The following is a 22,092-nucleotide window of genomic DNA, read 5'->3' on the forward strand; positions in this document are numbered from 1 at the left end:
TGTAGTTGATTAAATTATGGTTTTGAATAATTAATAGTTTAATTATTTATTTTTTTTCAATCGTGTCACCTTCGAATTCGATGATATAAATATCTTCACTATCTTTTTTCATATAGTATTTTTCGCGGGCGTATTTTTCTATTTGTTCTGAATTTTTTAATTGCTTGATGTTTTCCTGATCCTTTTTTATTTCTTCTTTATAATAGGCTGCGTTATCTTCTAAATCTTCAATTTGCTGGTCTAGAATTCGGTGATCGAAATAGGAATAATTGTCCAGAAAAATCATCCATGTACAAAAAAACAACAAAACCCAGACATATTTGTTGCTTAAAAATTTAAACCAAGGTTTCTCTTTGTAGGGATTTTTCATTTTATTTTTTTTTAGCCCCGATTACAATGGAAATCCTTTTAGTAGGTGATTATGACGAATGAAGATTCACGTACTAAAACATTGCAATCTCGTCTTCAGGACGAGACGGGAAATAGCTCCTAATAATAATTCCACTAAAATTACAACTAAATTATAGAATTTTTTGATTTATTACCGCACGAACCACATCAATGGCTACGGTGTTGTATTTGTCGTTTGGTATTATGATGTCCGCAAATGCCTTAGTTGGTTCAATGAACTGCTCGTGCATTGGCTTCAAAGTAGTTTGATATCTGTTGATTACTTCATTCATATCTCGGCCACGTTCCGCGATATCACGTTTCATCCGTCGGATTAATCGCTCGTCAGAATCAGCATGAACATATATTTTTACATCAAATAATTCTCTTAATTCTGGATTTGCCAAGATTAAAATTCCTTCGACAATCATCACTTTTCGAGGATGTGTAAAAACAGTATCGTCTGTTCTATTGTGTGTTACAAAAGAATAAACGGGTTGATGGATGTTGTTTCCTTCTTTTAATTCCTTGAGATGAGCCACTAATAACGGGAAATCAATGGCACGAGGATGATCAAAATTAATTAATGCTCTTTCATCAAATGATAGCCCGTGATTTTCTTTGTAATATGAGTCTTGAGAAATAATACCAACTTCAGTTTGTGGTAATTCATTCATAATCTGATGTACAACGGTTGTTTTTCCGCTTCCTGTACCACCTGCAATTCCTATAATGAGCATAAATTTTTTGTTATGTTTTTATCGGAACAAAAATAGGAATTTAATCGGGAGCAGTTTTTCTTTTTTTAAGAAATATTGCTAAATTGCTATATTTATTTAGGGGTTATTAATTGACATTTTTCTATCTTTAGTTTCTAAAATTTAAAACATTGTATTCACAAATCAATAAAAACATAAGTCGGTATGTCACTTTTGAACCAAAAGAATTAGAAATTTTCAATTCTTTATTGGAACATAAAACGGTTTCTAAGAAAACGATTTTACTTCATGAAGGCGAAATGTGCAATTTTGAAGCTTTTGTCATCAAAGGATGTGTCCGAAAATATTACATTGACGCCAATGGTTTTGAAGTAATTCTGCAATTTGCGATTGAAAATGCTTGGGTAAGTGATATTTCTTTCAGTATTTACGAAGATAATCCTAGTAGAGTGTACATTGAAACTTTGGAAGATTGTGAATTTTTCCTTTTTAGTCCTGAAACAAAAGAGGAATTATTTTCGAAAGCCCCAAAGTTTGAACGTGCTTTCCGTATTCTGATGCAACGAAGTCTTGCCGTTACTCAGGATCGTTTATTTAATACGATTTCTAAATCAGCCACTGAGAAATATTTAGAGTTTCTCGAACATTATCCCACACTTTCACAGCGCGTTGCCCAGCATTATATTGCGTCTTATTTGGGAATTTCAGCCGAGTTTCTTAGTAAAATAAGAACTAAAATCGCTAAACTTTAAATTCTCGTTTTTTTCATTTCTTGTCCTAGTTCAATGCATGTGCTTTTTTTTTGACGCAACTTTGCATCATACTATTAAAGAACAGGACAATGGAAAATACAGATAAAATAATAGACGGTGCAATTACTAATTCAGTTTTGCATAAATCAAATACTCGCGGTCACGCTAATCATGGTTGGTTAGAATCCTATCATACCTTTAGTTTTGCCAATTATCAAAATCCAGAACGGATGAATTTTGGAGTCTTACGCGTTCTAAATGATGACAGAGTCAGCCAAGGAATGGGTTTTGGGAAACATCCACATGATAACATGGAAATTATTTCTATTCCGCTCGAAGGTGATTTAGAACACCAAGACAGTATGGGAAATACTACCGTAATCAAGGAAGGTGATATTCAGGCGATGAGCGCTGGTACCGGAATTTTTCATAGCGAGTACAATAAAAACAAAGATCAGTTGGTTAAATTTTTACAGATTTGGATTTATCCAAATAAAAAAAATGTAACGCCTCGTTATGACCAAATTACTTTAGATTTAAATGATCGTCACAATAAATTACAGCAAATTTTGTCACCTAATCCAGAAGACGAAGGGGTTTGGATTCATCAAGATGCTTGGTTTCATATTGGGAAGTTTGACAAGGATTTTTCTACTTCGTACGAATTGAAAAAACCGGGAAATGGAATTTATGCTTTTGTTTTAAAAGGTGATTTTACAATAGGAAACATCGCTTTAAATGAACGTGACGGATTAGGAATTTGGGATACGAATACAATAAAAATTACCGCTAATTCAGCAAATGCCGAAATTTTATTGATGGAAGTTCCAATGCAATTGTAATCCATTAAATAATAAAAATAACTAATAAATATCAAAACTATGTCAACAACAAAATGGGTAATTGACCCAACACATTCAGAAATTGGTTTTAAAGTGAAACACATGATGTTCACTAATGTTTCAGGTAAATTTTCGAAATTTGATGCAACAATTGAAGCAGAAGACAGCAATTTAGAAAACGCAAAAATTGAATTCACAGGAGCAATTGATTCGATAACAACAGGAAACGCAGATAGAGATGCTCATTTATTGAGTGCTGATTTTTTTGATGCTGCACAATTTCCAGAAATTAAATTTAGCGCTACTTCTGTCACTAAAATTAATGAAGGTGAATACGTATTAGTGGGAGATTTGACTTTACACGGCATTACAAAATCAGTGGAGTTAGCGGCAGAATACGGAGGATTAATGAAAGATCCTTGGGGAAATACTAAAATGGCACTTGCATTAGAAGGAAAAATTAACAGAAAAGATTGGGGATTAAACTGGAATTCCGCTCTTGAAACAGGAGGTGTTTTAGTAAGCGAAGAAGTTCGTTTAAACATCGAATTGCAATTTTTGCAACAATAATATAAAGTAATTAGACACAAATTTCAAATGAATTATGTCATTTCAGATTTGTGTTTTTTTAAAGATGAAATGATGGAAACCACAAATATTTTATACATAGGAAGACATCCGGAAATTCTAGAAACCGTCATCCGATTGATAAATGCAAACGAGAATTGGAATGGAGTAGGCGTTATGAATGATGAGGAAGCGAAGGAAATTTTTCTTAAAAAAGATTTTTCTATTGTATTGTTAGGTTCCGGAATTCAGGAAGAAAGTGAAGCTGAATTGTGTGCTTTTTTCAAAAATAAAAATCCAAATATTAGGATTGTTCAGCATTATGGAGGTGGCAGTGGTTTACTGAAAAGTGAAATTCTACTTGCCTTGGGAAATACTAAATAGTAGCAGAAACAAAAAGAGAGCCATTTGAATGACTCTCTTTTTATTTTATATAAAACTATTATTTATTCTTTTTTGCTTTGATCATCATTTCCAACTGATCCCAAAGTTCTTCTGGAATTGCTTCAAGTAAATTGAACTGTCCAGCGCCTTTAAGCCATTCACCACCATCAATTGTAATAACATCACCGTTGATATATGCTGAAAAATCAGAAACTAAATAAGCCGCTAGATTGGCTAATTCCTGATGATCTCCCACACGTTTTAACGGCACTTTTTTAGCCATATCAAATTTTTCGGCTAAATCTCCAGGTAACAATCGGTCCCACGCACCTTTAGTTGGGAACGGTCCAGGAGCAATTGCATTCGAACGAATTCCGTATTTTGCCCACTCTACCGCGAGACTTCGTGTCATAGCCAAAACTCCCGCTTTTGCAGTTGCGCTTGGCACCACATAAGCAGAGCCTGTCCAAGCGTAAGTCGTAACGATATTTAAGATAGTAGATGATTTTTGTTTGGTGTCAATCCAATGTTTTCCAAAAGCAAGTGTACAGTTTTTGGATCCTTTTAAAACGATATCAATTACAGTATCAAAAGCATTAGCAGATAATCTTTCGGTTGGAGAAATGAAATTTCCGGCAGCATTATTTAATAAAACATCAACTTTACCAAAAGCTTTCAACACTTCTTGCAGCATATTTTCTACTTCTTCATAATGACGTACATCACATTGAATAGGCAGACAAGTTCCGCCAGTTTCCGTTTCCAGTTCTGCAGCAGTATTTTTCAGTTTTTCTAAATCGCGTGAAGTAATGGCCACTTGCGCACCCAATTCCAAGAAATATTTAGTCATTGCTTTTCCTAAACCGCTTCCGCCTCCGGTTACGACAATCACTTTGCCTTTTAGGGCATCGTCACGTAACATTTTATCTGTATAGCTCATATTTTTGATATTTTTTTATTGTAAATATAATAAAATTAAATAGTATGCATGCATAATAAAAATAAATTTCAATACCGATTTTAGATGGCACACAATCTTTTAGCGGCTTCTTCAAGCGTAGCATTGTCTTTGGCGAAGCAAAATCGAATTAATTTCAGGTCTTTTCCATCGGCATAAAAAGAAGAGATAGGAATTGCAGCAACGCCATGTTCTATAATTAGGCGTTTGCAAAAATCAACATCATTCTCATTTGATATGTTTGCATAAGAAACCACCTGAAAATAAGTTCCTTCACACGGCATGAGTTTGAAGCGGCTGTCTTTTAATAATTGTCTAAAATAATCCCATTTTTCCTGATATAATTTCCCGATTTCAGAAACAGAAACAATATCTAAATACTCGCTAATAGCAACCTGACAAATGCTATTGACACTAAAAACTAAAAATTGATGTACTTTTTTGATTTCCTTCATCAAATATTCCGGTGCTATTAAGTAACCAATTTTCCATCCCGTAACATGGAATGATTTTCCAAAAGAAGAAGCCATCACACAACGATTCAATAGTTTCTCGCGTGTATGAGCTGAAATATGTTTCTCCTCGAAAGTGATGTATTCATAGACTTCATCAGAAAGAAGTACGATATCAGGGTATTTTTCGAGTAGCATTTCCAAGGCTTCAAAATCAGATTCCGTTAAAATTTTCCCCGTTGGATTGTGTGGATTATTGATGATAATCATTTTGGTTTTTGCGGTACACGCTTTTTTGATAATTTCCCAATTTGGATTGTAATCATCATTCAGTGCTACCCGAACCGGATTTGCGTTGCATAATAATACGGGCGCTTCATAGCAATCATAACTTGGATCTAAGATAATCACTTCGTCATTGTTTTTTACCAAAGCTGTTATGGTGGTAAAAATGGCTTGTGTCGCTCCAGCGGTTACCAGTAATTCCGTTTCAGGCTGAATAGTTCTTCCGTAGGAGTTTTTAATTAGTGTCGCTATTTTTGATAATAACGGTGGATAGCCAGACATTGGCGTGTATTGATGTACATTTTCTTTGGCCAGTTTTGCAACAATAGCTGTTAATCGTTCATCAACAGGAAAGTTTGGAAAACCTTGAGAAAGATTGATGGCATTATATTCAGCAGCCATTTTTGACATAACTGTAAAAATACTCGTGCTGATATTTGGAAGTTTACTCATAAAAAAATCATTAATTCTAATTATAAAAATAGTTTTTTATAATTAGAATTAATGACTAGAAGTATTGTTTTATCTTTTTTTAACTCTTTTGATTCAAAAAATTTAAAGTTTACTATTGTTATATCAAATTGTAAGTTCTAGAGTTTTTACTGATATCATTCTTTAATATTAATAAAAAACATTTTGAATTTACATCTTGTGAATAATAAAAATTGTAGGTCGTTTATGTAAATCTATTGTTTCTTTTTTCCAAGCCGCAATTTTTTTGGTTTTGATATATTCTGTAGGCAAGGTAATGTCCGTGGCGATACATAAATGTGTTTCAGGATGTAAAGTTTGGACTAAATCTTCCAGTAATTTATTATTGCGATATGGAGTTTCGATGAAAATTTGAGACTGGTTTTTTTCGAAAGAGACTCTTTCCAACGTTTTAAAACTGGCTTTCTTTTCGTCTTTTTCGATAGGTAAATAACCATGAAAAGTGAAACTTTGTCCATTCATTCCTGATGCCATCATTGCCAAAAGAATAGAAGAAGGACCAACCAAAGGAATAACTTGAATTCCTTTTTCATGGGCTAATTTTACAATTACAGCACCAGGATCAGCCACTCCAGGACATCCCGCTTCGCTCATTAAACCCATATTGTGACCTTCTAGTAACGGTTTTATGAACTCTAAATGTTCTTTGATTTCGGTGTGTTTGTTTAATACAAAAAGTTTTAACTCGGATTGTTTTTTCTCGGGATTAACACCTTTGATAGATTTACGAGCTGTTTTGTCGTTTTCAACAATATAATAATCAATGAGGTCAATACTTCTTTTTATGGTTTGTGGCAAAACATCCATAGGATCGCAATCGCCCATTGTGGTAGGGATTAAATAGAGTTTTCCTAAAACAGCGTTTGGTTTCATAGGTGTAATTTATGTTCCTAAAAGTGATGTGTTTGTATTATGGTGTGGTGAGGATTGTGTTATAAACCCAAAGTAATTTTTCTCAGAAAAATTATGCGTGCTTCGCTATTAGTTTTTTTGCAATTATCTCGCAAACTTCATCTAGCATGTTGTAGACGATTTCAAAACCGTTTGGTAAACCAAAATAGGGATCAGGAACATCTACTTTTTCATTTGGAAATAATTCATTCAGAATAAGTTGTACTTTTTCTTTTTGTTGTTGGTTTTTAGCAAGCTGAATTACATCCTCATAATTGGAATTATCCATCACGTAAATGTAATCAAAGGCATCAAAATCAGTTGTGCTGAATTGTCGTCCTTTTTGATTTGAAATACTGATTTTATTTTTTTTTGCAACAGCAATAGAACGATCATCAGGAGAATGTCCAATGTGCCACGATCCTGTTCCGGCAGAATCAACTGTGAATTTGCCTTTAGGAAGTTTGGCAGCCAAAATGCCTTCTGCCAATGGAGAACGGCAAATATTCCCTAAACAAACCATTAAGATTTTTATGGACATGATGCGTTTATAGCGTTAATTTTTTATTGATATCTTCCACGAATTTCTTGAACTGTTTGTCAGTAGCCACTAAATTGTCAACGGTTTTACAGGCGTGTAACACTGTTGCGTGATCGCGATCTCCAATTTGGGAACCAATATTTGCCAAAGAAGCTTTAGTGAATTTTTTTGCAAAAAACATTGCCAATTGTCTGGCTTGCACCACGTGTCTTTTTCTGGTTTTAGATTGCAAGGTTTCTAAATCTAACTGGAAGTAATCCGAAACAATTTTTTGAATGTAATCGATGGAAATTTCTCGTTTTACATTTTTTACAAATTTCTCAACAACACTTTTAGCAAGTTCTAATGTGACTTCTTTTTTATTGAATGAAGACTGTGCAATCAAGGAAATAATTGCCCCTTCCAATTCCCGTACATTTGATTTAATATTACGGGCAACATATTCAATAATTTCTTCTGGAATTTCTACACCGTCTCTATACAATATGTTTTTAAGGATAGAAATTCTGGTTTCATAATCCGGTTGGTGTATTTCTGCAGACAATCCCCATTTGAAACGAGATAACAAGCGTTGTTCGATATCCTGCATGTCAACTGGCGCCTTGTCAGATGTCAAGATTACCTGTTTTCCATTTTGATGTAAATAATTAAATATATGGAAAAATACATCCTGAGTTCCTGATTTTCCAGAAAGGAACTGCACATCATCAATAATTAAAACATCAATTAATTGATAAAAATGAATGAAATCATTACGGTTGTTCTTCTTTACAGAATCAATATATTGTTGTGTAAAAATTTCGGCAGAGATATACAATACCGTTTTTTCAGGATATTTGTCTTTTATTTCCACACCAATTGCATGTGCCAAATGTGTTTTTCCAAGACCAACTCCACCAAAAATTAACAAGGGGTTGAATGAAGTGCCGCCAGGTTTATTGGCTACGGCCATACCTGCAGAACGCGCTAATCTATTAGAATCTCCTTCTAGAAAATTGTCAAAACTGTAATTTGCATTCAGTTGTGATTCAATTTTCAAATTTCGAATTCCTGGAATTACAAAAGGATTTTTTAACTCTGGATTTAAGTTTTTAAATGGAGCATCAACTTCTTGGGGCTTCATAGGAACTCTATTGGCACTTGGCAATTGTTCCGTAAACGGTTGTTTGTTGCCATAAGTGTTTTCCATTCTGATTTTATAAAGTAACTTAGCGTTTTTTCCAAGTTCTTTGGTAAGGGCCACTTTTAATAATTTCACATAGTGTTCTTCTAACCATTCGTAGAAAAATTTACTTGGAACTTGAATATATAATGCGTTATCGGTAAGTTCAACTGATTTGATTGGTTCGAACCAAGTTTTGTACGCTTGGTCTTGGATGTTGTCTTTTATGAAAGACAAACAGTTTTCCCATACTGATTGAGCAGTTTTGTTCATATATTCTATAAAATTTTTTTTAATTGGTAATTGTTATCTTACTAAAAAAAAGATGTTTTGTTATTTATTATCGGGGTAACAAATATGTGAACAAATTTCTGTAAAAAAAAATATATAGGGTAATAATTTTACGAATTATTGTTGTAAGGTGCCGCTCAAAATTTAAATTTTTAATTCATAATTAATGAAAGATCATCAAATAGAAGTTAGGGTTCGATACTCCGAAACAGACCAAATGGGAGTTGTTTATCATGGAAATTATATTCCATATTTTGAAATAGGAAGGGTGGAATGGCTTAGAAACAAAGGGATTTCGTATAAGAGCATGGAGGAAAGCGGTATTGCGCTGCCTATAGTTTCCATGAATATAAATTATAAAAAATCAGCTCGCTATGATGAGTTGCTTACAGTTCACACCACTTTTAAAAGTCAGACTTCTGTTAAGATAGAATTTGATTGCGCTATTTATAATGAATCGGATGAGTTATTAACAACTGCCCAATTTATTTTGGTTTTTATATCCCTAAAAACGGGTCGCCCGACAGTTCCACCTGATTATATTTTAGATTTGTTAAAAACTATGGAATAAATTATAAAACAGGCAATTTTGTAACGATATTAAAGTCGATTTATTTCGATTTCAAACATCGAATTAAAAATGTCGAATACCATTTCGGCATTTTTTTTTCGTGTTTTTATCTCGATTTTACCCATGGGAAGTGAGGTAATTTCATTTATTTCCATTTCCTGGGATACAATTTCCAACTTCTTTTCCTTGATTACCCGCATCACTTTATTCATGTTTTGGTAATCAAATGAGATGGTGAAATGAATATCTATTGTTTTTTCGACAATTTCACAGGTCTCAAGAACCATTTGCGCAGTGGTTTTATAGGCAGAAATTAATCCGCCAACGCCTAGTTTTACTCCGCCAAAAATCCGAACCACTACAATGAGTATGTTTGTAACAGAAAACGACTGTATTTGCCCATAAATAGGCATTCCGGCACTATTGCTGGGTTCTCCATCATCATTTGCTCTGTAGGTTACGATGTCAGCACCTATTTGATATGCGTAACAAAAATGTCCTGCATTGGGGTGTTGTTTTCGTAAGGTTTCTATTAGCGGTTTTACTTCTTCTTCTGATTTAATTGGGTAAGCATAACCAAAGAATTTGCTATTTTTTTCTTTGAATAATAATTCTTCTGAGGCAAATTCAATAGTATTATAGGTGTCTTTAAATTCCAAAAGCTGCTTTTCTAAATTATTTTTTTGTCAAATAAATGCACGATATCTTCTTTTCCAACTTGTAAATTCCAGACTTTAAATCCTAATGCATGTGCCGCATCAGTGTTTTCTTTCTTGTCGTCAATAAATAAGGTGCGTTTTGGGTTTAAATCATGCTTTTTTATGAGACAATTGAAAATTCCTGCTTCAGGTTTTCGCATTCCTAACTCAAAGGAGAAATAAACTTTTTCAAAGCATTGATAAAAATCTCTGTAAAAAGTCATTCCGGCTTTATGTTGAAATTTATCAATGTGCATTGCATTTGTATTGCTTAGTAAAAATAGGCGGTATTTTCGTGAAAGCAATTGCAGGAATTCTAATCGGTATAAGGGGAAATCCAATAAAACTGCGTTCCAGGCATTTCTGATATCTTCTATCGAAGCATTTGGTAAATGTTTTTGAAAACCATTTATAAATTGAAGTTCGGAAACCTGTCCCTTTTCAAATTTTACATTTAGGTCTTTTAAATCGTCATGCCATTCATTTAAACCTAACTTTTTAAACTCAATAACCGGTGCTTCCTTATCTAAGTTGATAAAAACATCTCCAAAATCAAAAATTATAGTGTTAATCATAGTTTTTAGATAGTATTAATTCGTCATTACCAATAGATTGTTTTTTGAACTGGTTTTTAGCAATATTAGGAGCCTTAGTTCCTTCCTTAAATTCGACACTTCCAACAAATATTCGTGCTTCGTCCCAAAGATTGGCATCAATAAAAGTTTGTAAAGTATGCCTGCCGCCTTCAATAATTACGGATTGAATTTGATGTTGATATAGTATTTGCACAATTTGTTCTACTATGTTTTTTTCAAAATCAATTATTTCAAATATAGTGTTTTCTTTTTTAATACTGTTTCTTGATTTTGAAAACAGGATTGTTTTAGCTTGATTATCAAATATATGGTTGTGTTCAGGAATGCGATTGTTTTGGTCGATAACCAATCGAATCGGATTGTTTCCAGACCAATCGCGTGCATTCAGTTTTGGATTATCATCAATGGCAGTTTGAGTTCCCACTAGAATAGCTTGTTCCTCCGTTCTCCATTTATGGACTAATTGTCTCGAATATGGATTTGTAATCCAGACCGGTTTTTTTTCTAATTTTTCTTTTGGCGCGATAAAACCATCTTGACTTTCGGCCCATTTCAAAATAATATAGGGTCTTTTCTTTTCGTGAAATGTAAAAAACCTTTTATTAAGTTCATTGCATTCTTCTTCAAGAATTCCTACGGTAACATGTATTCCCGCTTCCATTAGTTTTTTGATTCCGTTTCCTGCCACTTTTATATTGGGGTCAACAGTTCCAATAACTACATTTGGAATTTTATTCTTTATAATCAAATCACAACAAGGTGGCGTTTTGCCAAAATGACTACACGGTTCTAAACTCACATAAATAGTAGCTTTTTTCAACAACGATTTGTCTTTTACAGAATTCACGGCATTTACCTCGGCGTGCGGTTCTCCTGATTTTTTATGCCAGCCTTCGCCAATGATTTTGTCTTCGTAAACAATAACACTGCCTACCAAAGGATTTGGATACGTTGTTCCCAAACCATTTTTGGCTAATTCGATGCATCGTCTGATATATTTTTCATGTATTTTCACAACACAAAAGTAGTTATTTTGGGTTTAGCCCCGAAACTTCGGGATTAGTTTTGAAACTTTCTAAAATAACACTAAACAATTTCTACTTTTGCATATAAAATTAGTTTTTGAAGAAAATGGAAAATTACAGCATTAGAAAAATAAAAAAAGAGGACAATCAAGCAGTTGCAGCATTGATAAGAGCCGTTTTTGACGAATTAAACATTCCAAAAGTAGGAACAGCTTATGAAGATCCGTATTTGGATTTAATGTTTGAGGAATACAACAAACCTAAATCGGTTTATTATGTTGTAGAAAAGGATGGAAAAATCATAGGTTCTGCCGGTGTTTCACCACTTGAAAATGAAGCGGAAACGATCTGCGAACTTCAAAAAATGTATTTTTTACCGGAAACCAGAGGACTTGGAATTGGAAGCCAAATGATGGCTCAATGTTTACAAAGTGCCAAAGATTTTGGTTTTGAAAAATGCTATTTGGAAACAATGCCTTTTATGCTTGATGCTCAAAAACTGTACAAGAAAGTAGGTTTTGAATACATTTGTTCTCCGATGGGAAGCACGGGTCATACCAGTTGTCCTGTTTGGATGTTGAAGGATTTGTAAGAAAGACCGAATTACAAAAACACTTGGAACTTTAATAAACAAAGAGGTTTAGAGAATAAAAGTAGTTTTTAAATAAGCATTTCAAATAAGAAAAATGAAAATTAAAGAATACAGAACCCAATTTATTCAAGAACTGACTCCAATTTATGATGCTGGAGAAGCAGAGAGTTTTTTCTATTTAATAGTAGAAGAAAAACATCAATTGAAAAGAATAGACTTGGCGTTGCATCCTGATTTGGTTTTTTCGGAAGCGGAAATTGTAGTTTGGAACTCGATTTTAGAACAATTGAAACAGGAAATTCCAGTACAATATCTTTTAGGAAAAACGAGTTTTTATGGGTTGGATTTTGAAGTCAATGAGAACGTTTTAATTCCAAGACCAGAAACCGAAGAATTAGTCGAATGGATTTTAGAAAGTCAAAAGTCGAGAATCGAAAGTCAAAATATCCGTATTTTGGATATTGGAACGGGAAGCGGTTGTATCGCCATTTCATTGGCAAAAAATCTTCCAAATACCACAGTTTTTGCCATTGATGTTTCTGAAAAAGCTTTGGCAACAGCCAAAAGAAATGCAGAAAATAATTCCGTAAACATTACTTTTATCAATCAAAACATTCTTGAAACAGTAGATTTAGAACAACAATTTGATATTATTGTTTCTAATCCGCCTTACGTCCGGAATTTAGAAAAGGAAGAAATCAAGAAAAATGTATTGGACAATGAACCGCATTTGGCACTTTTTGTAGAAGATAACGATCCGTTGATTTTTTACAAAAAAATAGCCAAATTGGCTCAGAAAAACCTGTCTGAAAACGGACAATTGTACTTTGAAATCAATCAATATTTAGGGAAAGAAATGATTGATTTACTCGAAAAAATGAATTTTGCTGCTATCGAGCTACTTAAGGATATTTACGGAAATGACAGGATGATCAGAGCGAGTATGAAAATTTAGCTTTATGTAGATTTTCAATTCACTCTTTTCAACTATTCATATCGCAGTGCCTCGATTGGATCAAGCGTAGCCGCTTTTATGGCGGGATACAAGCCGGAAACGATTGCAACAATAAAACTGGTTATGAATGCAGCCATAATTGCTCCCCAAGGAATTACAAAAACAAAGTCTACCGCAGTTGCAATACCAAAACCAATTAAGATACCAAAAATAACACCCACTAATCCGCCTAGTTGACCGATAAGTAAAGTTTCTATAAAAAACTGAAAGGCTATAGTTGTTTTTTTGGCTCCCAAGGCTTTTCGAACCCCTATTTCCCTGGTGCGTTCCGTAACTGAAACGATCATAATATTCATCAAAGCGATGGAGGACCCTAGCACGGTAATTATCCCAATAAGCCAAGAGGCAAATCCAAGATATTGTGTAATGCCTAAAATTCTGTTGATGAGGTCATCGCTTCTGACTACTCCAAAATTATTGTCTTTAATCGGGCTTAACTTGCGAACTCTACGCATGGTACTCGTAGCATTATCAATGGCTTGTTCTAATAATTCTTTCTTAGAAACCATGATGCTCATCGTGTAATTTATGTTTGGTGCTGTAAACAGGGAACGTGCCACTTGAATTGGAATTAAGACTCTCAAATCCTGACTGTTGCCAAAAGTGGAACCTTTTTCCTTTAGTACACCAATAACTTTAAACTTGGCTCCCCGGATAGAGATTGTTTTGTCAATTGGATTTACGTCTTTCAATAATCCTTTTTCAAAGTCAGATCCGACAACACAAACATAAGAATTGTTATCGATATCAAAACTTGTAAAGTTTCGTCCTAAACTAGTTTCTAAACCAGAATTAGTGATAAAATGTTGGTCAACACCTACGACCTTAATTTCAGGATCCGTTTTTGTAGATTCATATTTTACTTCGGCTGTTGATGTTGCCGTAAACGAAAGCGAGGTTTCGGTAAAAGGATAGTTGTATTTGTTTTGAAAAGCTACAGCTTCAGGATAAGAAATGATTGGATTTATGATTTCGCGCTCTTCTCCACCACGGTTTCGCGTGGTATTTTCATATTGATTGATGTTGAATGTATTGGCGCCCATGGAGGCGAAATCAGATGAAATAGTGTTTTCCAAAGCGGAAACAACGGTAAGAATACCTACTAATGCTGTAATTCCAATAGCAATAATCAACACGGTAAGTACGGTTCGCAACAATTGCGTTCTAATAGAACCTAATGCGATACGGATATTTTCTTTGAATAATTTTAACATCATGCTAGTTTGACACGAAAATACAATTTTTGTTACAAATTTTCTTCGGCTAAAAATTAATTTATTATAATCTCTTTTATTTGAAGCTATTTCCAGCTTTCCGTTATAATCCAGCAGCAAAAATAATTTGTTTTCAATTGCCCAAAAGGAGCTTCCTGCGGTCGCTCTTTCAGGCAAGAAAACAATAGTATTTTTTACTGATGTATTTCCGCTTTAATCTGGGCTAGGCATCGGGCAATAAAATGCTGAAATTTGTAAACAGAATAATTTTAAAAATAAGATATTTGCAAAGAATTAGAATTTGGAGTTTTTCAACACTTCTGAAATCTAAAAATTTAAAATCCAATACTCATACCATGGCATCAAAACCGAGCATTCCGAAAGGAACTAGAGATTTTTCACCAATTGAGGTGGCAAAACGTCAATATATCATCCAGATTATAAAAAGTAATTTCGAGAAATTCGGATTCCAACCCATAGAAACACCTTCATTTGAAAACTCCGAAACCCTAATGGGGAAATACGGAGAAGAAGGCGATCGTTTGATTTTTAAAATATTAAATTCCGGAGATTATTTGGCTAAAGCCAATGAAACGCATCTGGAAAATAAAGACAGTACGAAGCTGACGGCCAGTATTTCCGAGAAAGCCTTGCGGTATGATTTAACCGTTCCGTTTGCGCGTTATGTGGTGCAACACCAAAATGATATTGAATTTCCATTCAAAAGATACCAAATTCAGCCGGTTTGGCGTGCAGACCGTCCACAAAAAGGACGTTTTAGAGAGTTTTTTCAATGTGATGCGGATGTGGTAGGTTCTAAATCCTTGTGGCAAGAAGTGGAATTAGTACAATTATATGACACTGTTTTTACCGCTTTAGGTTTGGCAGGTGTGACCATCAAAATAAATAACAGAAAAATATTATCCGGAATTGCTGAAGTGATTGGTGCATCGGATAAATTGATTGATTTTACGGTAGCGTTGGATAAGTTGGACAAAATTGGTGAAGACGGTGTCAAAAAAGAAATGATGGAGAAAGGAATCTCCGATGAAGCGATTCTGAAAGTACAGCCGTTATTTAATTTTACAGGAACTATTTCGGAGAAAATAAACCAACTTTCGGTTTTGCTTGCTGATTCACAGGAAGGAATGAAAGGAGTTGAGGAACTTCGTTTTATTTGTGATAATGTTACTGAATTAGGTTTGTCAACCGCAATTTTAGACTTGGATGTAACCTTAGCCAGAGGATTGAATTATTATACAGGTGCCATTTTTGAAGTGGCTCCGCCAAAATCAGTTTCGATGGGGTCCATTGGTGGTGGTGGAAGATACGATGATTTGACTGGGATTTTTGGATTGAAAAATATGAGTGGCGTTGGAATTTCTTTTGGATTAGACCGAATCTATCTGGTGGTCGAAGAATTGAATTTATTTCCGGAAACTGTAACTGCAACTTCAAAAGCATTGTTTATCAATTATGGCGAAGCTGGAGCTTTCTATGCGATGAAAGCAATAAAAGAATTGAGAAATTCAAACATAAAAGTAGAGTTGTATCCGGATAATACTAAAGTCGCAAAGCAGTTTCAGCATGCGGACAAACGAGGAATTCCTTTTGCTGTAATTGTAGGAGAACAAGAAATGGCTTCAAATACGTTTTTACTCAAAAATCTAGTCACTGGCGAACAGCTTTCATTAGATTTTGAAAGTTTAAAGCAAAGCTTGTTAGAGTCTTGATTTAAAAACATGAAAAAAGCTTCGTTTTAGTAAACGAAGCTTTTTTAGTATAAAGTAAAGCTGAATTAATAATTATTTAAAATGTCTCTAAAAAACATAATAACAAAAATATAGAATTTTAATTGAGATAATCTTAAAAATATATTAAAATTTTGACGATTTTAAAATTGTTAAAAAATGGAATGTATTAGAAAATGAAAATCAATAAAAAGGTGACAATTTGACATTTTAAAAGAATTGGCAGTACTTTTGCAATCCAAAAAAAAGAATAAAAATGAAGTTTAAGAATATTTTTAAAAATACAAGTAATATGACTACTGAAAATACAGAAATCGATCAAGAATTACACGAAGTGACATTAGAAAATAATGCCAATGGAGAGCAAATTGTTGTTGAGGATGAATTAAGTGTTGAAGAACAATTAACACAAGACTTAGCAAAAGAAAAAGATAAGTATTTACGATTATTTGCTGAATTTGAAAATTATAAAAGAAGAACTTCTAAAGAACGTATAGAGTTGTTTAAAACGGCTAATCAAGAAGTTTTGCTTGCAATGCTTCCTGTATTAGATGATTTCGACAGAGCTTTGGTTGAAATTAACAAATCGGATGACGAATTGTTGGCAAAGGGAGTGGAACTTATTCATGAAAAACTTAAAAGCACTTTAGTTTCTAAAGGATTAGAGCAAGTTGATGTAAAAGCTGGAGACGCTTTTGATGCTGATTTTGCTGAAGCAATCACTCAGATTCCTGCGCCAAAGATGAAGGGGAAAATTGTTGATGTTCTTGAAAAAGGATACAAATTAGGAGACAAGATTATTCGTTTTCCAAAAGTTGTAATAGGGCAGTAATAGATTCGCGATTAATCGCGTATTTATATCACGCATGGATGCGCACTGCAGTGCGTCTCAACAAAAGAAAAAATAAAAATGAAAAAAGATTTTTACGAAATATTAGGCATTTCAAAAAATGCTGATGCTGCTGAAATTAAAAAAGCATATAGAAAAAATGCTTTACAATATCATCCTGACAAAAATCCTGGAGACAAATCGGCAGAAGATAAATTCAAATTAGCTGCTGAAGCTTACGAAGTATTAAGTGATCCTCAGAAAAAGGCCAAATACGATCAATATGGGCATCAAGCTTTTGATGGTTCTGGAGGTTTTGGCGGAGGTGGTCACGGCGGTATGAATATGGATGACATTTTCAGTCAGTTTGGCGATATTTTCGGAGGCGGTTTTGGTGGTTTTGGAGGCGGTGGAGGCGGCGGAGTTCGTCGTGCTAAAGGAAGCAACCTTCGTATCAAAGTAAAATTGACATTGGAAGAAATTGCCAATGGCGTTGAGAAAAAAGTAAAAGTAAAACGTAAAGTTCAAGCACCTGGAGTTACCTATAAAACGTGTTCTACATGTAACGGTCAAGGACAAGTGATGCGCGTTACGAATACCATTTTGGGTAGAATGCAATCAGCTTCTACGTGTCCAACATGTAGTGGTTCTGGTCAAATTTTAGATAAAAAACCATCAGAAGCAGATTCACAAGGAATGATTCTTGAAGATGAAACGGTTTCTATAAAAATACCTGCGGGTGTTGTTGACGGAATGCAATTGAAAGTTTCTAATAAAGGAAACGATGCTCCGGGAAACAGTATTCCAGGAGATTTGATTGTTGCAATTGAAGAATTGGAGCATGAGTTCTTGAAACGTGAAGGAGAGAATTTGCACTACGATTTATACATCAGTTTTGCTGAAGCGGTTCTTGGAATTTCTAAAGATATCGAAGCTATAAACGGAAAAGTAAGAATCAAACTTGAAGAAGGAATTCAATCCGGTAAAATTCTAAGATTAAAAGGAAAAGGAATTCCAAGTATTAATGGCTACGGAAACGGAGATTTATTGGTACATGTAAATGTTTGGACTCCAAAAACATTGAACAAAGAACAAAAACAGTTTTTTGAAAAAAATCTTACGGACGAGAATTTTATTCCAAATCCTGAAAAATCAGACAAATCATTTTTTGAAAAAGTGAAAGACATGTTTTCATAATAAAGAGTAGCGATACAATTTTTCGATGCTTTTTAAAATATATTCCCCATCCTTGTTAAAATAAGGATGGGTTTTTTATGTAACTATTCTAAGTATTTCGGTACTAATTATTTACTTTTACACCAATTAAAAAATAAGCATGAGTAATATTCTTGAAGTGAATAAAGTTGTCAAGCAATACGGTGATTATGTGGCGCTTAACGAGGTTTCATTAATGGTTCCAAAAGGAAGTATCTACGGACTTTTAGGTCCAAATGGAGCCGGAAAAACATCACTTATCCGAATTATAAATCAAATTACATTGCCTGATAGCGGTGAAATTATTTTGGATGGTGAAAAATTGCAACCAAAACACGTTCAATATATAGGCTATTTACCCGAAGAAAGAGGATTGTATAACACGATGAAAGTGGGAGAACAATGCTTGTATTTGGCTCAAATGAAAGGGCTTTCTAAGGCTGAAGCCAAAAAACAACTCGAGTATTGGTTCGAAAGATTAGAAATTCAAGGCTGGTGGAACAAGAAAATCCAAGAGCTTTCTAAAGGAATGGCCCAAAAAATTCAGTTTGTAGTTTGCGTTTTGCATAAACCTAAACTGTTGATTTTTGATGAACCTTTTTCTGGTTTTGATCCGGTAAATGCCAATATTATCAAAGATGAAATTCTGGCATTGCGAGAAGAAGGAGCAACCATAATTTTCTCTACACACCGTATGGAAAGCGTAGAAGAATTGTGTGACCATATTGCGCTGATTCATAAATCGAATAAACTCATTGAAGGAAAACTGGACGATGTTAAAAGAAAATTTAAAACCAATAGTTTTGAAGTGGGTATTTTATCAGATAATGTAGAAGGATTGATGTATGCTATTACACAAAAATTCACTGTTGGTCCGGCTAATTTTAAATCATTGAACAACGAATTAAAACTGGAAATTCAACTAGGGAATGCCACGCCAAATGAGTTATTGAATATTCTCACACAATGCGGACAAGTAACACATTTTGTAGAAAAGATTCCAAGCGTCAATGATATTTTTATTCAAACAGTAACACAATAGACTTTCTTAGACTTCTTAGATTTCTAGAAAATCTAAAGGTTTATAATCTAACAGTCTAAAATGTCTAACCATCTAACCATCTAAAATGTCCATAGTATCATTAATTATAAAAAGGGAGTTTATAGCCAAGGTGCGCAATAAATCTTTTATTGTTATGACTTTTTTAAGTCCGTTACTGTTTGTAGCAATTGCATCATTTGTGGCGTATTTAAGTTCCATGAAAGCGGAGACAAAACGAATTGCTATTCATGACGAATCAGGTATGTTTGTAAGGGAATTTACATCGCAGAACAATAAAAATGAGGAATACAAATACCTTGATTTGTCTTTGATAGATTTAAAATTCCTCAGAGACAGTATCACAAATGAAAGCTATGAAGGATTGTTATTCATTCCAAAAGCGAGTAATGACAAGGATTTTGAGAGTAAAATCCAATTTATTTCAAACAGCAGTCCCAGTATTTCATTCATTGAAAATGTTCAGGATATAATTGCAAGTAAACTGACCAAAAATAATTTAGAAAAAGCACATTTAGATACGCTGGCAATAAAAAATGCCCAATCAAAAGTGAATATCAGCTTGACAAAATCATCTGGTGAAGAAAGTGTCAAAGGACTTAACGAAATCAAAATCGGGATTGGTGGCGCATTTGGGTATCTTATTATGATGTTTATAATCATTTACGGAAACATGGTGATGCGAAGTGTCATTGAAGAAAAAACCAGCCGAATTGTAGAAATCATAATTTCCTCAGTGAAACCATTTCAATTGATGATGGGAAAAATCATAGGAACTTCATTAGCAGGATTATTGCAATTCCTTATTTGGGCAATAATTGGACTATCATTAATGTTTGCAGCCTCCGTATTTTTTGGAGTGAATGTTGGACCAACAGCAAGAATTTCACCAGAAATGATGCAAACTGCACAGCAAGAAATGACCGGAACTGCCCAAATGTATATTAAGGAATTATGGAATTTACCCATTGCAAGTATCTTGATTGGATTTGTGATTTACTTCATTGGTGGCTATTTTCTGTACAGTTCATTTTACGCTGCAATAGGCGCCGCAGTTGATAATCAAACGGATTCTCAGCAATTTTTGTTGCCTATCATCATGCCGTTAATGTTGAGCGTTTACGTTGGATTTTTTACGGTTATCAATGATCCACATGGCACAGTTGCAGTTGTTTTTTCAATGATTCCGCTGACTTCTCCTATCGTAATGCTAATGCGAATTCCGTTTGGCGTACCTTTGTGGCAAATCGCAATATCCGTAACATTATTATTTGGAAGCTTCTTTTTTGTAGTTTGGTTTGCTGCAAAAATATACCGAATAGGAATATTAATGTATGGCAAAAAACCAACGTGGAGCGAAATGTACCGCTGGTTGAAATATTAAATAAAGCTCGGTTCAGCTTTGTTAAAACTTAATTAATTTATAGAGCTATTTCCCGCTTTCCGTTGCAATCTTTTTATTTTTAAATAAAAATAAAAAGGATTTTCACTTTAATCGGGGCTAGGGCATCAGTTTTCAGAAAACGTTGTCTGTTATTAGAAATAAAAATTTTGTGCCTTCGAGCTAAACAAAAATAAAAATATGTCAAAAATACTAATCATAGAGGACGAAGCTGCAATTCGCAGAGTACTTACAAAAATACTCTCTGAAGAAAATGACACGTATCAGGTTGAAGAAGCCGAAGATGGTGTTGCAGGTCTTGAAAAAATAAAGAATAACGATTACGACTTGGTTTTGTGTGATATCAAAATGCCAAAAATGGATGGTGTTGAGGTATTAGAAGCAGTCAAAAAAATCAAACCCGAAATTCCTATGGTAATGATTTCTGGTCATGGCGATATGGAAACGGCAATCAATACAATGCGTTTGGGAGCGTTTGATTATATTTCAAAACCACCCGATTTAAACCGATTATTGAATACGGTTCGCAATGCTTTAGACAAAAAACAACTCGTAGTTGAGAATAAAATTCTGAAGAAAAAAGTCAGCAAGAATTACGAAATGATTGGCGAAAGCGAAGCTATCAATCACATCAAAGTGATGATTGAGAAAGTAGCTCAAACTGAAGCCAGAGTGTTAATCACGGGACCTAACGGAACCGGTAAAGAATTGGTTGCTCATCAATTACACGAGAAAAGCGAACGCGCTAATTTCCCTTTAATTGAAGTAAACTGTGCTGCGATTCCATCTGAATTGATAGAAAGTGAATTATTCGGTCACGTAAAAGGAGCGTTTACTTCGGCTGTAAAAGATCGCGCAGGAAAATTTGAAGCTGCGGATAAAGGAACTATTTTTTTAGATGAAATTGGTGATATGAGTCTTTCGGCGCAAGCCAAAGTATTGCGTGCTTTACAGGAAAGTATGATCACCAGAGTGGGAGCGGACAAAGACATCAAAGTCGATGTTCGTGTGGTTGCAGCTACCAATAAAGATTTGAAAGTCGAAATTGCCGAAGGGCGTTTCCGGGAAGATTTGTACCATCGTTTGGCAGTGATTTTGATAAAAGTTCCGGCTTTGAATGAAAGACGAGATGATATCCCAATGTTGATTTCACATTTTGCAGACAAGATTGCTTCGGAGCAAGGGAATGCAGTCAAAAAATTCTCTTCAGCAGCGATTAATTTGTTGAAAGAATACGATTGGACGGGAAACATCCGTGAATTACGAAATGTAGTGGAACGTTTGATAATCCTTGGCGGAAGCGAAATTTCCGAAAATGATGTGAAGTTATTTGCGTCGAAATAAAATTAATTTAATGATTTAAAAATTTAATGATTTAAAGATTTGGTAATAGTTTTA

Annotated in this window: 24 protein-coding genes; 13 read left to right on the forward strand and 11 right to left on the reverse strand. The window is 34.2% G+C overall.

The window, feature by feature from the left end:
- Positions 1 to 46: 46 nt before the first annotated feature.
- Together BC952_RS05565 and udk are read right to left on the reverse strand one after the other, a co-directional pair.
- Positions 47 to 370, reverse strand: a complete 324-nt coding sequence (locus tag BC952_RS05565) for an FtsB family cell division protein (RefSeq protein ID WP_121364590.1) — start codon at positions 368 to 370, stop codon at positions 47 to 49.
- Between the two features lie 151 nt (positions 371 to 521).
- Positions 522 to 1,130 carry a uridine kinase gene (gene udk / locus BC952_RS05570; protein WP_121364591.1) on the reverse strand — a complete coding sequence of 203 codons (609 nt, stop codon included), beginning with the start codon at positions 1,128 to 1,130 and terminating at the stop codon, positions 522 to 524.
- A gap of 149 nt (positions 1,131 to 1,279) precedes the next feature.
- Here udk and BC952_RS05575 point away from each other — a divergent pair, with 149 nt between their 5' ends.
- The 4 genes from BC952_RS05575 (at position 1,280) to BC952_RS05590 (ending at position 3,654) form a co-directional block, all read left to right on the forward strand.
- A complete protein-coding gene (locus BC952_RS05575) occupies positions 1,280 to 1,861 on the forward strand; it encodes a Crp/Fnr family transcriptional regulator (protein ID WP_121364592.1) in 582 nt (193 codons plus the stop codon).
- An 89-nt stretch (positions 1,862 to 1,950) separates the two neighbouring features.
- Positions 1,951 to 2,703: a pirin family protein gene (locus BC952_RS05580; protein WP_121364593.1), complete on the forward strand. Its 753-nt coding sequence runs from the start codon at positions 1,951 to 1,953 to the stop codon at positions 2,701 to 2,703.
- A 39-nt stretch (positions 2,704 to 2,742) separates the two neighbouring features.
- The gene (locus BC952_RS05585) at positions 2,743 to 3,273 is read left to right on the forward strand and encodes a YceI family protein (protein WP_121364594.1); all 531 of its coding nucleotides are present in this window, start codon (positions 2,743 to 2,745) and stop codon (positions 3,271 to 3,273) included.
- 27 nt (positions 3,274 to 3,300) lie between these two features.
- Positions 3,301 to 3,654: a response regulator gene (locus tag BC952_RS05590; RefSeq protein ID WP_244200100.1), complete on the forward strand. Its 354-nt coding sequence runs from the start codon at positions 3,301 to 3,303 to the stop codon at positions 3,652 to 3,654.
- Between the two features lie 58 nt (positions 3,655 to 3,712).
- Here BC952_RS05590 and BC952_RS05595 read toward each other — a convergent pair whose 3' ends face one another.
- From BC952_RS05595 to dnaA, 5 genes are all read right to left on the reverse strand, one after another.
- Complete coding sequence (locus BC952_RS05595; RefSeq protein ID WP_165151789.1) at positions 3,713 to 4,594, reverse strand: SDR family oxidoreductase; 882 nt, start codon at positions 4,592 to 4,594, stop codon at positions 3,713 to 3,715.
- 80 nt (positions 4,595 to 4,674) lie between these two features.
- Positions 4,675 to 5,802, reverse strand: a complete 1,128-nt coding sequence (locus BC952_RS05600) for a methionine aminotransferase (RefSeq protein ID WP_121364595.1) — start codon at positions 5,800 to 5,802, stop codon at positions 4,675 to 4,677.
- A gap of 189 nt (positions 5,803 to 5,991) precedes the next feature.
- The gene (locus tag BC952_RS05605) at positions 5,992 to 6,714 is read right to left on the reverse strand and encodes an SAM-dependent methyltransferase (RefSeq protein ID WP_121364596.1); all 723 of its coding nucleotides are present in this window, start codon (positions 6,712 to 6,714) and stop codon (positions 5,992 to 5,994) included.
- Positions 6,715 to 6,805: 91 nt separating this feature from the next.
- Positions 6,806 to 7,273, reverse strand: a complete 468-nt coding sequence (locus BC952_RS05610; RefSeq protein ID WP_121364597.1) for a low molecular weight protein-tyrosine-phosphatase — start codon at positions 7,271 to 7,273, stop codon at positions 6,806 to 6,808.
- A 7-nt stretch (positions 7,274 to 7,280) separates the two neighbouring features.
- Positions 7,281 to 8,708 (reverse strand): chromosomal replication initiator protein DnaA, encoded by a 1,428-nt coding sequence (gene dnaA / locus BC952_RS05615; protein ID WP_091164622.1) that lies wholly within the window; start codon positions 8,706 to 8,708, stop codon positions 7,281 to 7,283.
- A gap of 184 nt (positions 8,709 to 8,892) precedes the next feature.
- Between dnaA and BC952_RS05620 the strand changes: the two genes are divergently transcribed.
- Positions 8,893 to 9,297 carry an acyl-CoA thioesterase gene (locus tag BC952_RS05620; RefSeq protein WP_121364598.1) on the forward strand — a complete coding sequence of 135 codons (405 nt, stop codon included), beginning with the start codon at positions 8,893 to 8,895 and terminating at the stop codon, positions 9,295 to 9,297.
- A 29-nt stretch (positions 9,298 to 9,326) separates the two neighbouring features.
- Here BC952_RS05620 and BC952_RS05625 read toward each other — a convergent pair whose 3' ends face one another.
- Genes BC952_RS05625 through ribD form a run of 3 tightly spaced genes read right to left on the reverse strand, consistent with a single transcriptional unit; the run spans position 9,327 to position 11,606 of the window.
- On the reverse strand, positions 9,327 to 9,956 hold the full coding sequence (locus tag BC952_RS05625; RefSeq protein WP_121364599.1) for an IMPACT family protein: 630 nt from the start codon (positions 9,954 to 9,956) through the stop codon (positions 9,327 to 9,329).
- 11 nt (positions 9,957 to 9,967) lie between these two features.
- Positions 9,968 to 10,570 carry an HAD family hydrolase gene (locus BC952_RS05630; RefSeq protein WP_121364600.1) on the reverse strand — a complete coding sequence of 201 codons (603 nt, stop codon included), beginning with the start codon at positions 10,568 to 10,570 and terminating at the stop codon, positions 9,968 to 9,970.
- Positions 10,563 to 11,606: a bifunctional diaminohydroxyphosphoribosylaminopyrimidine deaminase/5-amino-6-(5-phosphoribosylamino)uracil reductase RibD gene (gene ribD, locus BC952_RS05635; RefSeq protein WP_121364601.1), complete on the reverse strand. Its 1,044-nt coding sequence runs from the start codon at positions 11,604 to 11,606 to the stop codon at positions 10,563 to 10,565. The genes BC952_RS05630 and ribD overlap by 8 nt, the downstream gene beginning before the upstream one ends.
- A gap of 116 nt (positions 11,607 to 11,722) precedes the next feature.
- Here ribD and BC952_RS05640 point away from each other — a divergent pair, with 116 nt between their 5' ends.
- Together BC952_RS05640 and prmC are read left to right on the forward strand one after the other, a co-directional pair.
- Positions 11,723 to 12,208, forward strand: coding sequence for a GNAT family N-acetyltransferase (locus BC952_RS05640; RefSeq protein ID WP_121364602.1), 486 nt, complete (start codon positions 11,723 to 11,725; stop codon positions 12,206 to 12,208).
- A 94-nt stretch (positions 12,209 to 12,302) separates the two neighbouring features.
- Positions 12,303 to 13,163, forward strand: coding sequence for a peptide chain release factor N(5)-glutamine methyltransferase (gene prmC / locus BC952_RS05645; RefSeq protein ID WP_121364603.1), 861 nt, complete (start codon positions 12,303 to 12,305; stop codon positions 13,161 to 13,163).
- Positions 13,164 to 13,195: 32 nt separating this feature from the next.
- Here prmC and BC952_RS05650 read toward each other — a convergent pair whose 3' ends face one another.
- On the reverse strand, positions 13,196 to 14,440 hold the full coding sequence (locus BC952_RS05650; protein ID WP_167445721.1) for an ABC transporter permease: 1,245 nt from the start codon (positions 14,438 to 14,440) through the stop codon (positions 13,196 to 13,198).
- 353 nt (positions 14,441 to 14,793) lie between these two features.
- On the opposite strand from BC952_RS05650, the gene hisS reads away from it, so the two are divergent.
- The 6 genes from hisS (at position 14,794) to BC952_RS05680 (ending at position 22,038) form a co-directional block, all read left to right on the forward strand.
- On the forward strand, positions 14,794 to 16,170 hold the full coding sequence (gene hisS, locus BC952_RS05655; protein ID WP_121364965.1) for a histidine--tRNA ligase: 1,377 nt from the start codon (positions 14,794 to 14,796) through the stop codon (positions 16,168 to 16,170).
- Between the two features lie 274 nt (positions 16,171 to 16,444).
- Complete coding sequence (locus tag BC952_RS05660; RefSeq protein ID WP_121364604.1) at positions 16,445 to 17,020, forward strand: nucleotide exchange factor GrpE; 576 nt, start codon at positions 16,445 to 16,447, stop codon at positions 17,018 to 17,020.
- 78 nt (positions 17,021 to 17,098) lie between these two features.
- On the forward strand, positions 17,099 to 18,214 hold the full coding sequence (gene dnaJ, locus BC952_RS05665) for a molecular chaperone DnaJ (protein WP_091164593.1): 1,116 nt from the start codon (positions 17,099 to 17,101) through the stop codon (positions 18,212 to 18,214).
- A gap of 139 nt (positions 18,215 to 18,353) precedes the next feature.
- The gene (locus BC952_RS05670) at positions 18,354 to 19,274 is read left to right on the forward strand and encodes an ABC transporter ATP-binding protein (RefSeq protein WP_121364605.1); all 921 of its coding nucleotides are present in this window, start codon (positions 18,354 to 18,356) and stop codon (positions 19,272 to 19,274) included.
- 85 nt (positions 19,275 to 19,359) lie between these two features.
- Positions 19,360 to 20,676 (forward strand): ABC transporter permease, encoded by a 1,317-nt coding sequence (locus BC952_RS05675; RefSeq protein ID WP_121364606.1) that lies wholly within the window; start codon positions 19,360 to 19,362, stop codon positions 20,674 to 20,676.
- A 198-nt stretch (positions 20,677 to 20,874) separates the two neighbouring features.
- Positions 20,875 to 22,038 carry a sigma-54-dependent transcriptional regulator gene (locus BC952_RS05680; protein WP_113665305.1) on the forward strand — a complete coding sequence of 388 codons (1,164 nt, stop codon included), beginning with the start codon at positions 20,875 to 20,877 and terminating at the stop codon, positions 22,036 to 22,038.
- Positions 22,039 to 22,092: the final 54 nt, after the last annotated feature.

This window comes from Flavobacterium limicola, from assembly GCF_003634755.1.
Taxonomy (GTDB): Bacteria; Bacteroidota; Bacteroidia; order Flavobacteriales; family Flavobacteriaceae; genus Flavobacterium; species Flavobacterium limicola.